The organism is Rhodoferax sp. P2_H8_2, from assembly GCF_056403235.1.
Genome location: NZ_JBFUFW010000005.1, coordinates 189,524 through 204,004 on the forward strand (window position 1 = coordinate 189,524; position 14,481 = coordinate 204,004).

The 14,481-nt window shown below is 58.6% G+C and carries 12 protein-coding genes and 1 riboswitch; of the genes, 4 read left to right on the forward strand and 8 right to left on the reverse strand.

From position 1 onward, the window contains the following. Positions 1 to 33: 33 nt before the first annotated feature. From nrdR to AC1DV6_RS11310, 3 genes are all read right to left on the reverse strand, one after another. On the reverse strand, positions 34 to 483 hold the full coding sequence (nrdR, locus tag AC1DV6_RS11300; RefSeq protein ID WP_477977568.1) for a transcriptional regulator NrdR: 450 nt from the start codon (positions 481 to 483) through the stop codon (positions 34 to 36). Between the two features lie 10 nt (positions 484 to 493). Continuing rightward, on the reverse strand, positions 494 to 1,738 hold the full coding sequence (gene glyA, locus AC1DV6_RS11305; RefSeq protein WP_477977686.1) for a serine hydroxymethyltransferase: 1,245 nt from the start codon (positions 1,736 to 1,738) through the stop codon (positions 494 to 496). A 54-nt stretch (positions 1,739 to 1,792) separates the two neighbouring features. Next, positions 1,793 to 1,923, reverse strand: a riboswitch (ZMP/ZTP riboswitch). 16 nt (positions 1,924 to 1,939) lie between these two features. Continuing rightward, on the reverse strand, positions 1,940 to 2,749 hold the full coding sequence (locus AC1DV6_RS11310; protein WP_477977569.1) for a lytic transglycosylase domain-containing protein: 810 nt from the start codon (positions 2,747 to 2,749) through the stop codon (positions 1,940 to 1,942). Between the two features lie 741 nt (positions 2,750 to 3,490). On the opposite strand from AC1DV6_RS11310, the gene AC1DV6_RS11315 reads away from it, so the two are divergent. Together AC1DV6_RS11315 and AC1DV6_RS11320 are read left to right on the forward strand one after the other, a co-directional pair. Beyond that, the gene (locus tag AC1DV6_RS11315; protein ID WP_477977570.1) at positions 3,491 to 6,226 is read left to right on the forward strand and encodes a DUF349 domain-containing protein; all 2,736 of its coding nucleotides are present in this window, start codon (positions 3,491 to 3,493) and stop codon (positions 6,224 to 6,226) included. 90 nt (positions 6,227 to 6,316) lie between these two features. Continuing rightward, on the forward strand, positions 6,317 to 7,939 hold the full coding sequence (locus AC1DV6_RS11320) for an HD domain-containing phosphohydrolase (RefSeq protein WP_477977571.1): 1,623 nt from the start codon (positions 6,317 to 6,319) through the stop codon (positions 7,937 to 7,939). Here the strand turns inward: AC1DV6_RS11320 and AC1DV6_RS11325 are convergent. From AC1DV6_RS11325 to AC1DV6_RS11345, 5 genes are all read right to left on the reverse strand, one after another. Further along, the gene (locus AC1DV6_RS11325) at positions 7,914 to 8,705 is read right to left on the reverse strand and encodes a UDP-2,3-diacylglucosamine diphosphatase (RefSeq protein ID WP_477977572.1); all 792 of its coding nucleotides are present in this window, start codon (positions 8,703 to 8,705) and stop codon (positions 7,914 to 7,916) included. The genes AC1DV6_RS11320 and AC1DV6_RS11325 overlap by 26 nt on opposite strands. A 13-nt stretch (positions 8,706 to 8,718) precedes the next feature. Further along, a complete protein-coding gene (locus AC1DV6_RS11330) occupies positions 8,719 to 9,228 on the reverse strand; it encodes a peptidylprolyl isomerase (RefSeq protein WP_477977573.1) in 510 nt (169 codons plus the stop codon). Between the two features lie 3 nt (positions 9,229 to 9,231). Next, a complete protein-coding gene (locus tag AC1DV6_RS11335) occupies positions 9,232 to 9,810 on the reverse strand; it encodes a peptidylprolyl isomerase (protein ID WP_477977574.1) in 579 nt (192 codons plus the stop codon). Further along, the gene (locus AC1DV6_RS11340) at positions 9,810 to 11,027 is read right to left on the reverse strand and encodes a L,D-transpeptidase family protein (protein WP_477977575.1); all 1,218 of its coding nucleotides are present in this window, start codon (positions 11,025 to 11,027) and stop codon (positions 9,810 to 9,812) included. Before AC1DV6_RS11340 ends, AC1DV6_RS11335 begins: the two co-directional genes overlap by 1 nt. A 68-nt stretch (positions 11,028 to 11,095) precedes the next feature. Next, the gene (locus AC1DV6_RS11345; protein WP_477977576.1) at positions 11,096 to 12,217 is read right to left on the reverse strand and encodes a YybH family protein; all 1,122 of its coding nucleotides are present in this window, start codon (positions 12,215 to 12,217) and stop codon (positions 11,096 to 11,098) included. Between the two features lie 183 nt (positions 12,218 to 12,400). On the opposite strand from AC1DV6_RS11345, the gene cysS reads away from it, so the two are divergent. Beyond that, complete coding sequence (cysS, locus tag AC1DV6_RS11350) at positions 12,401 to 13,798, forward strand: cysteine--tRNA ligase (RefSeq protein WP_477977577.1); 1,398 nt, start codon at positions 12,401 to 12,403, stop codon at positions 13,796 to 13,798. Continuing rightward, positions 13,795 to 14,448, forward strand: a complete 654-nt coding sequence (locus AC1DV6_RS11355) for a DNA-3-methyladenine glycosylase family protein (RefSeq protein WP_477977578.1) — start codon at positions 13,795 to 13,797, stop codon at positions 14,446 to 14,448. Before cysS ends, AC1DV6_RS11355 begins: the two co-directional genes overlap by 4 nt. Positions 14,449 to 14,481 lie beyond the last annotated feature (33 nt).

Sequence of the window (14,481 nt, forward strand, 5' to 3'; positions counted from 1 at the left end):
TGGGCAGCAAGCCCGATTGACGGTAGGGTCCGACTACCGCCGAACCTCATCTACTAACGTCTTAAACTCATCAATATCCTCAAAACTGCGATAAACACTGGCAAAACGTACATAGGCCACTTTGTCGAGCTTCTTGAGTTCGCGCATCACCAGTTCGCCAATCCGGGTAGAGGGGACCTCGCGCAGGCCCAGGTTCAATAGTTTCTCCTCAATTCGCTCTATGGCGCCATCAACCTGCTCGGTGCTGACGGGACGTTTGCGCAGCGCTAGGTTCATCGATGCCAGCAGCTTGATCCGTTCAAACTCTATGCGACGCCCATCCTTCTTGACGATGGCGGGGAAGTTGACGTCGGGGCGCTCATAGGTCGTGAAGCGCTTCTGGCAAGAGGCGCACTGCCGGCGCCTGCGGATGAAGTCCCCGTCTTCGCTGATTCGGGTCTCTACGACCTGGGTATCCGAATGGCTGCAAAACGGGCACTTCATCTGGGGCTACTTACTTATAGACCGGGAAGCGGGAAGTCAGGGCGTTGACCTTGGCGCGAACCGCTTCAATGTTGGCTGCGTCGCGTGGGTTGTCCAGCACATCAGCAATCAGATGGGCGGTCATTCTTGCCTCTTCATCCTTGAAGCCACGGGTGGTCATTGCCGGTGTGCCAATGCGCACGCCGCTGGTGACCATGGGCTTTTCCGGGTCGTTGGGGATGGCATTCTTGTTGATGGTCATGTGGGCGCTGCCCAGTACAGCCTCGGCTTCCTTGCCGGTAATGCCTTTGGATCGCAGATCGACCAGCATGACATGGCTCTCAGTTCCACCGCTGACGATGCGCAAACCGCGAGCGGTCAATGTCTCGGCGACGATCTTGGCGTTGCGGACTACTTGCTGCTGGTACGTCTTGAATTCAGGAGCAAGAGCTTCCTTGAATGCGACAGCCTTTGCCGCGATCACATGCATCAACGGGCCGCCTTGCAGACCGGGGAAGATGGCGCTGTTGATCGCCTTTTCGTGTTGCGACTTCATCAGGATGATGCCGCCGCGTGGGCCGCGCAAGCTTTTGTGGGTGGTGGAGGTCACCACGTCAGCGTGAGGCACCGGGTTGGGGTAGACGCCAGCGGCGATCAGGCCCGCATAGTGAGCCATGTCGACCATGAAGATCGCGCCGACATCCTTGGCGACCTTGGCAAAACGAGCGAAGTCGATCGCCAGTGAATAGGCGCTTGCGCCGGCGATGATCAGTTTTGGCTTGGCTTCGTGGGCTTTGCGCTCCATTGCGTCGTAGTCGATGGCTTCCTTGGCGTCCAGGCCGTAGCTCACGACGTTGAACCATTTGCCGCTCATGTTCAGCGGCATGCCGTGGGTCAGGTGGCCGCCTTCGGCCAGGCTCATGCCCATAATGGTTTCGCCGGGCTTGACGAAGGCCAGCAGCACCGCCTCGTTGGCGGACGCGCCGCAATGCGGCTGCACGTTGGCTGCTTCGGCGCCGAAAATCTGCTTGACGCGATCAATCGCCAGTTGCTCCGCCACGTCTACGTGCTCGCAGCCGCCGTAATAGCGCTTGCCTGGGTAGCCTTCGGCGTATTTGTTGGTGAGCTGTGTACCTTGCGCGGCCATGACGGCGGGCGAGGCGTAGTTTTCGCTGGCGATCAGCTCAATATGGTGTTCCTGGCGAGCGTTCTCGGCCAGGATGGCGGCCCACAGCTCGGGGTCGGTCTGTTCAACGAGGATGTTGCGGTCGTACATGGCAGTCCTTAAAGACATAGGGCCTGTGCGACAGTGACGAGGAATCACTGGCACGGGGGCTGCCCAGGCGAACGGCTGAACACAATGCGAGAAGCCTCGCCTGCGGTACGCTTCCTAGTGGTTATCCCACGTCAGCGGCCAAAACCCGCAGGTTTTGGCGCCTATCGCCAGTCGCGTACCGAGTGAGTTTAACCCAGCGGATTACGAGTTGAACAGGCTGGCCACGGTCTCAGGGGTGGCAGGTTCAATGGCTGGTGCTTTGACCGGAATGGACTGAGGGTTCATTAGCGGAACTGCACGCCCGGAAGCTACCAAGAGCAGTCTACGGTGTTCGGCCAGCACTTTAGCCGCATAGCCTCCGTCGTCCTCCATATTCCCGGCGCCAACGTACAGCTTAAGGCCACCTTCAATGGAGCCGGCGCGGTTGATGCACTCCTGCAGGACTTTGACGCCCACGCGCAGATTGGACACAGGGTCAAAGGCTGCCATTTTGCCGCCGTAGCCTTGGTACTTGTCGGTATGAACGCGTGTCATCACTTGCATAAGGCCTTGCGCGCCGACCGGACTCTGAGCAAACGGGTTAAAGCCCGATTCAATGGCCATGACGGCCAAAACCAGCGTTGGATCCAGTTTGTTGCGTGGCCCTGTTTCATAGGCTTCGGCTACCAATGCGCTCAAGGGCTCGGGCGCAACGTTGTATTTGCGGCTAAGCCAATAGGCGACGGCAGCCTGCTGCTTGGGCAAGTCTTGCGGATTCGAGGCGGTTGCACGGTCCACAGCTTCAGGCTCCGACGGCAAGCCAGTCAGCGCGGTTTGGCGCTCTTGCAACCATTCCATCAAACGGACTTCGCCAGCCTGGCGGATTTCGGGCCGTGCGGACACGGTTATAACGGCAAACATTACGGCCAGGCCCAGCAGGGCAAAACCGTTGTGAGTAATTTCAAAGAATCCCTGGGCGATATCGGTCACGAAGACGCGAAGACCTTGGGTAAATTTTTGGGTCGCTGTCATAGCTCTTCCTTCTTAGGCGGTATGTCAGAGACACTCCGTTTGGGTTGGTACGCTATCAATATCCTGCGGCGTCGTTTTGACATGTGCAGCGATTTGAATATGCCGGGTTCGGCAGCGGATGCGGGTTAGTCCCTACTCAAAATTCGGGACAGGCGGATTCTAGGTGGCTCGAATATATCAAGTCAACAATAAGAAATAGGTTTGTTATTCTATTTTTAGTCTCTTGAAAATTAACTTTTCAGCATTGGCGCGCCATTTTTAAGCTTTTGTTACATCCACAAAATTACCAATCACGGCCAGATTGATCATTGAAAATCCCACTTTGAAAGAGTGCAGGGCTATGACTAGACTGACACTGCCTGAGTTTTCAGGTGATCTGTCGGCAGTAGCCAGTCCCACCTTTGGGTGTAGCGATAAAGCGGCCCCGGCAATTTTCGGCGGCAATCTATTGCCTCCATGACCAGACAGGGACGATCTTCTCCTTGCTGGCAAAAACCGACGGCATGGGCCTGTGGCCAGCCGTCAAGCCCGAGCTTAGACGTTCTGTCTGAGCCCGGGCTTTCTTCTTTGAAGAACCCGTCTTGTATCTATATATAGGTAGTGCACGCGTGCTTCTAAGGGAAAAGTCGAAAGTACGTTGCACATGATTCTGCGGAAATCATCCGCAGGCAATGCCAATCGGGCGATTCGCGGTGAAAATAGCAGGTTCGAGTTCCAACTCCCATTTACCTAGAAGCTACTGTGACGTCGCCCCATACCTCTAAAAATAACGATATCTCCCATCTCGACACGCTGACTGGTGGTGCCTTTACCGCGCCAACTTCGGGCGAGCGCGCGGCGCGCGTACGGGATTGGCTGGCGAGTGACCCAAGCCATGAGGTCATGGCCGACGTGTTCAAGGAGTTGAGCATTAAGGACAAGGGCGCCGCCCGGCTAGTGCGCGAGCGCCTGGACGAAGCCAAGCGTAGCAAGGGTCAGGAAACGCTGGCCTTGGAGTGGGCCATCCGGGCCCAAGCCCTGCTGGATCTGGGTAAGCTCAACATTGCTGATGCACTGGCCTGGCAGCGTGACGCTGCAAAAGCCGGTGCTCCGCTGAGCAAGGAGCCTCTGACTACGTTGAAGGCACAACTGGCTGAACGCGTTCGCGGCATTGAAGACCTGCAACACCATGTGCAAGTGCAGCGCGAAGCCGCCGTACTGCTGGCACAGCGCATTGAAGTGCTATCGACCAAGCCATGGCGCGACGCCCAGGCTGCCTGGGAAACCCTGGGAACAGATGTGGGTCACTGGCAAGTCCAAGCCGCCCAACTGGTGAATGACAGCAACTGGGCCAGTGTTGACGTGAAATTTGCGCCACTGCTGGAGGCTTCAAAAGCCCAACTGCTCGTTGTGTGGGAAGCTTTTCAGGCCGCCTTGAAACAGACAGTGGCCGCTGCAGAAGATGCCACCGCCGCACTGCCACCAGTGCCAGTGTGGGCTGACGAGATTCGCCAAGTACGCGGTATTGCGCCCGAAGCCGTGGCCAAACCAGCCAAGCCCAAAGTCGATCCGGAAGTGCGCGCAAAGGCAGTTGCCACGGTACGCGAAGTGCTAACAGTGCTGGAAACCGAGATTTCTCAGGGTCATGGCAAAGCTTCGGCCGGTGCAGCGGGCGCACTGCGCCAGGCGCTCAAGGAAAACGGCCGTTTGATTGACGACAAGCTCGAAGCCCAAGCCCATGCCGCCTTGGCTGCTGCGGGTGAGCTGGAAGGCTGGCAGCGCTGGCGTGCGGACCAGTTGCGTGAAGAGCTGGTTGCCAAGGCAGAAGGCCTGCTGAAGCGCCCCGAAGGACAAGCCATGGGTGGCCGCAAGGTGCAGGAGGCTTTGCGTTCCTTGCGTGAGCAATGGAAGCAGACCGATCAGGGCGGCGTACCCAACCACGCGTTGTGGAAGCGTTTTGACGAAGCCTGCAACGAAGCACACAAAGTGGTCGAAGCTTGGCTCGACAAGGTCAAGGCTGAAACTGCAGCCCACAAGGCCCAGCGGTTGGAGTTGATTGCTGAGGTGAACGCCTGGGCCGAGGCCAACCGCACTGCGCTGGATGACGACTGGAAGGGTTTCAACCGCATCCTTCACCAGTTTGGTGACCGTTGGCGTGAGGGTGGGCATGTGGGTGAGAAGACATTTGCAGAGCTGATGCCTTTGTGGAAAGCTGCTATTGCCAATGCCGCAGCGCCGCTGGAGGCAATGCAGGCCCAAAGCGTAGCGGCACGCCAAGCCATGATTGAAGAGGCGAAGGTGTTGGGCGATGCGCCAGTACTGCGTATTGATGCGGTCAAGGCACTTCAACAGCGCTGGCAGGCGCAGGCACATGTGGTGCCGTTGGACCGTCGCCAGGAACAAAAAATGTGGGATGCCTTCCGCAAGCCTATCGACGACGCGTTCCAGCGCAAGACCGCTGAACGCGAGAAAGCTGAAGTGGCATTGGGCGCGCGTGATCGTTTGGTGCTGGATGCTGCCAAGGCTTTGGATGCTGCCAATGCATCGGGTGACGCGCAGCGCATTCGTACGGCAATGGCCGATCTGGATGCCGCGTTGCGTGGCCAACGCCAGGCGCAAGCGGACGTTAGTGCCGCCGCACAGAAAGAAACAGAAGCCCAAAGCGCGACGGCTGCGGCTGATCCGGTTAGTGCATCAAATGAGGCTGCAGCGCCCGTAGATAGTGCGCAAGCAGCTACTGAAAATGTAGCAAACGAAAACGAAGAAGCAGCGACTGCACCTGCTGTTGAGGTGGTCGTAGCACCCAAGCCAGCGCCCAAGCCCGTGGTCGCCATGCGTGGCGATGACCGCCCCGGGTCAAAGAAGGACACGCCGGCCCCTGCTGCCGGGCGTGGTGGCAAGTGGGGCGACCGCAAGGACTCCGCGCGCCCAGGCCGTGATGACCGCGGCACGCGCCCCGATAGCCGTGGCGGTGATCGCAATGGACCGGCCGCCGGCCGTGACCGTGCAGCGCCATGGCAAGAGGCTCCGCGTTTGGGTGACACGGCCTTCCGTGCCCAGCGCGATGCACTGGAAAACGCCGAGGCTACGTTGCGCAAGCTGGCAGCGCAGGCCCACGGCGAAGCCCTGACCCATTTGATGACGGCATGGGAAAAGCGGGATGCCGCGCTGGTGCCGAGCGTGCAGGAGTTGGGCGCACGCACCAACCCGACCATTCGCAGCGCTTGGGTGCAAGCGGTGTCCACCGGCCAGGCAGCGCCCAAGGCGCCTCAGGCTCCGGAAGCGTTACTGCGCCTGGAGATGGCGGCGGAAGTGCCTACGCCTGCTGAGCATATCTCCGCTCGCCGTAGCTTGCAGTTGCAGTTGCTGACCAAGCGCAATGACCCCGCGCCTGCCCAGACTTGGGGCCAGGATGCTGCGGCTGTCATGGCAACTGCATTTGATGCAGGTTCCGCACGGCGCTTGCAAAACGTGTTGAAAGTTTTGCTCAAACGTTAGACATCGGCCTGCGAATAGGCCGCGGCCAGCGCCAATGTGAAACAATGGGTGACTGGCCACATCAACGTGGCGATTTGATTGGGAGAACGCGTGGACTCCGTTGACGACCTGCTACGGCGGCTGGAACAACTCAATGCCATCGGGACGGCTTTGTCCAAAGAGCGCGATATCACGCGCCTGCTGGAAAGCATTCTGATTGCTGCCAAGACCATTACCCATGCGGATGGCGGCACGCTGTACCGCGTGACCGATGATCGCCAGGCGCTGCGTTTTGAGATTTTGCGCACCGATTCGCTGCACATCGCGATGGGCGGTACTTCCGGAAAACCGATCAATTTCCCCAATCTGCCATTGCATACTGAGGACGGCAAGTCCAACGACTCGCTGGTGGCGGCCTATTCGGCTATCCACAACGAGACGGTCAATATTGCCGACGCTTACACCGAGCCCAATTTCGACTTCTCGGGAACCCGCCGTTTTGACGAGAAGACCGGCTATCGCTCGCAGTCCTTCCTGTCGGTGCCTATGAAGGACCACGAAGGCGATGTCATTGGCGTATTGCAATTGATCAATGCCAAGCGTCCTGTGACCGGAGAGGTCGTGCCGTTCTCGTCAGCGGACCAAAGCCTTGCCGAGTCGCTCGCATCGCAAGCTGCGATTGCGATTACCAATCGCAGCCTGATGACCCAGCTCGAAACACTGTTCGAAGCCTTCATCAGTTTGATCAATCTGGCCATCGACGAGAAGTCGCATTACACCGGTGGCCATTGCCAGCGGGTCCCTGCGCTCACAATGATGCTCGCCGAGGCGGTGAATGCCACGAGCGAAGGTCCTCTGGCCGACTTTACGATGGATGACCGTGACCGATACGAACTCAAGATTGCCGGGCTGCTGCACGATTGCGGCAAAGTCACGACGCCCGTGCATGTGGTCGACAAGGCCAGCAAACTGCAGACCCTGTTTGACCGTATTGACTTGATAGACACCCGCTACGAAGTGCTGAAGCGCGACCAGGAAATTGCCACATTGCGCGCGCAACTGGCGCTGCGTGATAGCAAAAATGCCGAGGCCGAAGCGCAGATATTGGCCGAGTGCCGCGCGCGCATCGATGCGCTGGATGAAGATCGCGAATTCTTGCGCGCAACCAACCGCGGCGCTGAATCCATGAAGGACGCAGACTTGCAGCGGGTGCGTGATATCGGCATTGCCCATATGTGGCGCAATACGCAGGGCGTGGAGACCGATTTTCTGAGTGCCGACGAGGTGGAGAATCTCACCATTCGCGCGGGCACGCTCACGATGGCCGAGCGTGACACGATTAACTACCACATCGTGGCGACGATCAAGATGCTGGAACAGTTGCCGTGGCCCAAGCATCTGAAGAATGTGCCGGAATATGCGGGTGGCCACCACGAGCGCATGGATGGCAAGGGTTACCCCAAGGGGCTGACACGGGAGCAGATGTCTGTGCAGGCGCGCGTGATGGGAATTGCCGATATCTTTGAAGCACTGACAGCACGTGACCGACCCTACAAGCAGGGCATGAAACTGTCAGAAGCAATGGGCATCATGAGCCGTTTCCGCCAGAACGGGCATATCGATCCTGACCTATTCGACGTGTTCGTCAAAGAGGGCGTGTACCTGCGCTACGCCCAGCAATTCCTCGATCCTTGGCAGATTGACGAAGTCAACGCGCAGGCGTTGCTGCACTAGTAGCGCTCAGTCGCTGGCAGGTGGCCATGCTGCCCACCACACCAGACCATGTCCACCGCATTACCTCCAGGCGAGGAGGGTAGGCATTGGCATCCCAATCACTCAACACATAGCGCTTGTGCTGCGCGTCCAGCGCATGGTCTGCCGGGCGGTGCGTGTGGCCGTGGATCATGGTGTGCGAATGGCTGTCTTGCAGTAAAGCAATCGCAGCGTCGGTATCCACATCGGCATATTGCGTCACTGCGTCTTTGCGCGCTTCGCTCTGGCTGCGCAGGCCGCGGGCGATCTCAATACGTTGTGCCAGCGGTTGTGCCAGAAAGTCGTGTTGCCACTGCGCACTGCGCACCTGTTTGCGAAACTCCAGGTAGGGCTTGTCATCCAGGCACAGCGCATCACCGTGGGTCAGTACCCAGCGCTGTTGCGCCCACGAAAGCACTGTCGGGTCGTCCAGAAGGGTTGCGCCACACGCGGTCATCAGTTCTGCTCCCATCAGGAAGTCGCGGTTCCCGTGCATGATGTAGACCGGTAAGCGCTCGGCGGCTTCAGCAATGGCCAGCGCGCATTGCGCCTCGAAGCTGACAGCCTGGCGCAGGCAGTCGTCACCCACCCACACTTCAAACAGATCGCCCAAAATGAACAGGGCGTCCGTGTCGACAGATTGCAAATAGGTGTTGAAAGCCGCGAAGGTAGCGGTGTCCTGCGGCAGCAAGTGCAGGTCGGAAATGAAATCAATCCGGCGCCAACCGGATGGAGCGATCAGTTCCATCCGGCGTGTGCCTTTAGCTCAGCGCGACAGCTTTTTCAATGACAACGTCTTCTTTCGGGACGTCATCATGAAAGCCCTTGCGGCCAGTCTTGACAGCCTTGATCTTGTCGACCACATCGGTGCCCGACACAACTTTGCCAAACACCGCGTAGCCCCAGCCTTGCGCCGAAGGCGCAGTGTGGTTCAGGAAGCTGTTGTCCGACACATTAATGAAGAACTGGGCAGTGGCCGAATGCGGGTCACCCGTGCGGGCCATGGCAACGGTGTAGTTGGCGTTTTTCAAGCCGTTGTTGGCTTCGTTCTCGATTGGGGCGTCACATGACTTCTGGTTCATGCCAGGCTCCATACCGCCACCTTGCACCATGAAGCCGGGGATCACGCGGTGGAAGATCGTGCCGTCATAGTGACCCTTGGCCACATACGCCAGAAAATTGGCAGTCGACTTGGGGGCCTTGTCAGCATCGAGTTCGAGGGTAATGACACCGTAACCGGTGATGTGCAGTTCAACTTTTGGATTGCTCATGATTTATTTCACCAATGTGGCGGAGGTAATGATGATGGGGGTGACAGGCACGTTCTGGAATACGCCTTTGTTGCCAGTGGGAACCACACGGATTTTGTCGATCACATCCATGCCGGAGGTGACTTTGCCAAATACAGCGTAGCCATCGGCATCGCCTTTGGCATTCAGGGAGGCGTTGTCTTTCACATTGATGAAAAACTGCGAGGTTGCTGAGTTCGGGTTGCCAGTACGGGCCATCGCCAGCGTGCCACGGTCGTTAGTCAGGCCGTTGTTGGCCTCCAGCGGAATCGGTGGTCGGGTGGATTTTTCGCCCATGCTGAAGGTGTAGCCACCGGTTTGCACCATAAAGCCATCAATCACGCGGTGAAAAATTGTGCCTTCGTAGTGCTTGGACTTGACGTATTGCAAAAAATTATCAACCGTCTTCGGGGCCTTTTCGGGGTAAAGCTCGACAGTAAAGTCGCCCATGCTGGTCTTGAATTGGACCGTCGGATTGCCGTCGGCCAATGCCGACAAGGGAAATACCAGGCTGGCGCATGCGGTAAGCAGGGCGCGGCGGGCGATCATGTTCAGGTTTTTCATTACATCGTTCCTTCAAAGAAAATTTTCCACTGAGTGCCTTGTCGCATCCAGTACTGTCGTTTGGTCCATCCGGTCTTCACACCGTCGGCCACTTCACCAAAGGTCACCACCATGGTGTCGTTGGCGTCGGTCCAGCGCAGGTAGGACACATCCTTGAGCTGAATGGTACGCCCTTGCACCTTGGATACCTCGGATTGCAACACAGGTTTCCATTGGTCCAGGCTCTTTCCGTTGCTGCTGAAGTCGGGAGTGTAAAACGCGAGTATCTGGTTCAGGTCGCCCGAGGTCTTGGCGTTGCGCCAGGCATAGAGCGCATCCTCAAAGGGCTTGCTCTCGGTGCGCGTGCTGTGGGGGGCGACCCACTGCAACTGGGTGGCGATCACGACCGGCGTGCTGCGTACCTCTACCGTGCGGATGATGTGTTCCAGATCCGGGTTGGCCAGCACCACGCAGCCGTCGGTAGCCTGCGGGGGGCGAGAAAACTGGTTGGGTGGTGTGCCGTGCAGCCAGATACCGCCACCTGTCTTGCCGCGGCGTGTGTCCAGGATATTGGGGTAGTTGATGGGCAATGCGCCGGAGCCATAAAAATCCTTCAGGGATTTGGGGTCCAGATTGCTGGTGATGTAGTAGATGCCCAGTGGCGTGCGTTGATCGCCTTCGGTGGCTTTGGAGGTTCCCGCCTTGCCGACCGAGATGTAATAGTCCGCCACCAGATTCAGGCCTGCGGGACCATTCTCGAATAGATAGAGTCGGGAGCGCGAAGCATCCACCGCAATGGCGTGGCGCGAGCGCTGCGACAGCGCAAGGAATTGGGACGGCACAGTACCCGGCAGAGGCCGCTCACGTAACGCGCGAATGCGGCGCACCGACTCCTCACGCAGTTCACCCAATGTGCCCCCCGCATTGCGGGCCATGGCTTCTGGCACGTCACCCAATGCCTTGACCTGGCGTGTGCGTGCCGCCAGCAAGTCGCCGTATACCAATTGGGCCAATTGGAAGTTGGGCAGGTCTTCAACGAGCGAAGTCGCTTTCTCCAGTGCCTCGCGGTTTTGGCTCTTGCCGATCAGGTTGTAGATTTCAATCAGGCGTGCTTCCGCAACGCCGTCAGCATCTTTGGCAACTACGGCCTGCTTTTGGGCAACGGCAGGCTTGGATTTGTTCTTTTTATGGGTGCCGGTAGCTGCATGGCTGATATGGGGCGAGGCTATTGCGGCCATGCATAGCAAGGCGACTCCCTGCCTGCGCCAACAGGCACTCCACCCGGACAATCGGTATGACACGCCGATCAACCGCCAGTGGATTCCCGGACAATTTGCCAGCGGTCCCCGTTTTTGACCAGGTCCAGCGTCTTGCGGCTGGAAACGGCCAAACCACCAGCCTTGTAGTCCTGACGAAATTTGGCAGTTGCCTTGTTGCCGTTGACGGCCACGCTGAGGCCCTCGAGTTTGACGCTGATGTTGGCCTTGCTGGTAATGCGCGACTTGCGTTCGCCCTCCCAATCACTGCGGCTTGCGTTGCCTGGAGGGTCAAATTCTTTGCCATACGAGGCCAAGTAGCCCTTGACGTCCTTGGCGGCCCATGCGGTTGCCCAAGCGCGCACTGCGGCTTCCGCTTCCTTGGTGCCATTGCCTGAAGCTGTACTTGTGGCTGCAGGCGTCGGTGCGGAGGCCGTTGCGGCTGCCGCGGGCGGTGGTGTAGGTGTGGCAACTGGAGCTGTAACGACTGGTGTTGCGGCGGCTACTGCAGCGGGTTTGCTCTCGACGGGTTTGCTTGTCGTCACCGGGCTCGCCAGCGTGGGCGGTGCCTTGGCAGTGGTAACCGGCGCAGCAGGGGCCGTCACCGCTGGCAGGGTGGGCACAGCAGTGGGACGTTGGTTCTTCGCGCCAGCGGGCGTAAACAGTTCGCGTATCAACGCCAGCTTGGGTGCAACAGCCTGGTTGGAGGCATCCAGTTGCAGCGCCTTGTTATAGGCTTGGCTGGCCAGCTTGGCGTATACGTCACCCAGGTTTTCGTGGGCTGTGGCGTAACTGGGGTTCGTGCGGATGGCCATTTCCAGCGCCGTGCGGGCCTTGTCAAACTGACTTTGGCCAGCGTACAGCACGGCCAGATTGTTGTAGGGCTCGGGCAGCTCGGGGTAGTCTTCGGTCAGACGGGTGAAGGTTGCGATGGCGTCTGTGGTCTTGCCTGCATCGCGCTGGATCACACCCTTGAGGAATCGCATCTGCGGGTCACGTGGCTTGGCGGCCAGATGCTGGTCCACCTTGGTCATCGCATCGGCCAGTTTGCCGGCACGTACCAGTTGGTTGACGTCTGAATATTCGTCCGCGTGGGCTACCGAAAACACCATGCTGGCAGCAAGGGCCAGCGCACACAAGGGGAACAATGCAGATGAACGGACGTGCTTCATAGAGCCTTTGGTGTTTATGCGTTGGACAAGCCCGTCTCGGCGGAGCTATATACTGCGCTGGATTGTAGCTGAGGGGTTTGTTCCCAAACCCCGCTGCGATAACAGATTTACCCTAACGAATCCACGAGCGGATGGAGACTTTGCCTGGGACTTGAGTCTTGGCGCAGGTAGCGCGATATACCCATGAGTTTGCGAATTTACAACACGCTTTCGCGTGCTTCGGCCCCCTTTACTCCGCTGGAATCCGGGCATGTCCGCATGTACGTTTGCGGCATGACGATTTACGACTTGTGTCACATCGGTCATGCGCGCATGGCGATGGCGTTTGACATCGTGCAGCGCTGGCTCAAAAGCAGTGGATACCGCGTGACCTATGTCCGCAACATCACTGACATTGACGACAAGATCATCCGTCGCGCGCTGGAGCGCAACATCCCGATCCGGCAACTGACCGACGAGATGATTGGTGTGATGAACGAGGACATTGGTCGCCTTGGCATTGAGCCGCCGACGATTGAGCCGCGCGCAACGGAATATGTGCCGCAGATGCTGAGCCTGATCGCCCAGCTCGAGGCCAAGGGCCTGGCCTACCAGGCCAGCAATGGCGACGTCAATTATTCGGTGCGCAAGTTTCCCGGCTATGGCAAGTTATCCGGCAAAGCGCTGGACGATTTGCGCGCTGGCGAGCGCATCGCTGTCGACGACGGCAAGCAGGATGCGATGGACTTCGTGCTTTGGAAAGCCGCTAAACCGACCGAGCCGACCGACGCTAAATGGAGCGGCGCCACCAATGGTCACGACTACGGCCAAGGCCGCCCTGGCTGGCACATCGAGTGCTCGGCCATGTGCACACAAACGCTGGGCGACAGCTTCGATATCCACGGTGGCGGCATGGACCTGCAGTTCCCGCACCACGAAAACGAAATAGCGCAAACCGAAGGCGTGACCGGCCAGCCTATGGCGCAGGTCTGGATGCACAACGGCCTGGTCCAGCTGGACAACGAGAAGATGTCGAAGAGCCTGGGCAACTTCTTCACGATCCGTGAAGTACTGTCCAAGTATGACGCGCAAACCGTGCGCTTCTTCCTGGTGCGTGGCCATTACCGTACGGCGCTGGGTTACAGCGATGCCCACCTGGATGATGCGCGCAGTTCGCTGAAGCGCCTCTACACCGCACTCGATCTGGTGCCGCCCGCGGCGATGCCCAACGGCATTGACTGGACACAAGCCCATGCGCAGCGCTTCAAGGCAGCAATGGATGAAGACTTTGGAACGCCGGAAGCGGTAGCTGTTTTGTTTGAGCTGGCCAATGAGGTCAACCGCAATAACTCGGCTGAACTGTCCGCATTGTTGAAAGCGCTCGGCGGATGCCTGGGTTTGTTGCAAGGCAACCCGAAAGAGTTCTTGCAGGCCGGCGCCAAGCTGGACGATGCGGCCATCGCCGCACTGATTACCCAGCGCAGCGACGCAAAAGCAGCAAAGAATTTCGCGCTGGCTGACCAGATTCGCAAGGATTTGCTGGTGCAGGGTATTGTGCTGAAAGACAGCCCCACAGGCACGACCTGGGAAGTCGCGCAGTGAACGCAGTTGCCAAGGTGGTCGAGCCGGTGCAGGCGGTTCCCTATTTCTGGGAGGAGGCTTGCCGCCATCTGGTCAAAAAAGACCGGGTGATGAAGCGCCTGATTCCGCAGTTTGGCGACGCCTGCCTGCAAACGCGTGGCGATGCGTTTGTCACGCTGGCGCGCAGCATCGTCGGGCAGCAAATTTCGACCAAGGCGGCGCAAACCGTTTGGGACCGCTTCGCGAAATTACCCCGCAAGATGACAGCTGGCAATGTCCTGAAGCTGAAGGTGGATGACATGCGCGAGGCCGGACTGAGCGCACGCAAGATCGAGTATCTGGTGGACTTGGCCCTGCACTTTGACAGCGGTACCTTGCATGTCAAATCATGGGAAACCATGGCGGATGACGAAATCATTGCCGAATTGGTAGCGATTCGCGGCATTGGCCGCTGGACCGCCGAGATGTTTTTGATCTTCCATCTGATGCGGCCCAACGTGCTGCCGCTGGACGATGTGGGCCTGATCAACGGTATCAGCCACAACTATTTTTCAGGCGACGTGGTCAGCCGCAGCGACGCCCGCGAAGTGGCTGCCGCCTGGGCGCCGTACTGCAGCGTCGCAACTTGGTATATTTGGCGGTCGCTGGATCCACTGCCAGTCGCTTATTGAATTGCGGGCCAGGCATTCACACAATGATGTGCG

Excerpts from the sequence above, each read along its gene's own strand:
- AC1DV6_RS11335 (WP_477977574.1), bottom strand. The coding sequence starts at position 9,810 with ATGAAAAACCTGAACATGATCGCCCGCCGCGCCCTGCTTACCGCATGC.
- nrdR (WP_477977568.1), bottom strand. The coding sequence starts at position 483 with ATGAAGTGCCCGTTTTGCAGCCATTCGGATACCCAGGTCGTAGAGACC.
- AC1DV6_RS11310 (WP_477977569.1), bottom strand. The coding sequence starts at position 2,749 with ATGACAGCGACCCAAAAATTTACCCAAGGTCTTCGCGTCTTCGTGACC.
- AC1DV6_RS11340 (WP_477977575.1), bottom strand. The coding sequence starts at position 11,027 with ATGGCCGCAATAGCCTCGCCCCATATCAGCCATGCAGCTACCGGCACC.
- cysS (WP_477977577.1), top strand. The coding sequence starts at position 12,401 with ATGAGTTTGCGAATTTACAACACGCTTTCGCGTGCTTCGGCCCCCTTT.
- AC1DV6_RS11330 (WP_477977573.1), bottom strand. The coding sequence starts at position 9,228 with ATGAGCAATCCAAAAGTTGAACTGCACATCACCGGTTACGGTGTCATT.
- glyA (WP_477977686.1), bottom strand. The coding sequence starts at position 1,738 with ATGTACGACCGCAACATCCTCGTTGAACAGACCGACCCCGAGCTGTGG.
- AC1DV6_RS11345 (WP_477977576.1), bottom strand. The coding sequence starts at position 12,217 with ATGAAGCACGTCCGTTCATCTGCATTGTTCCCCTTGTGTGCGCTGGCC.
- AC1DV6_RS11325 (WP_477977572.1), bottom strand. The coding sequence starts at position 8,705 with ATGGAACTGATCGCTCCATCCGGTTGGCGCCGGATTGATTTCATTTCC.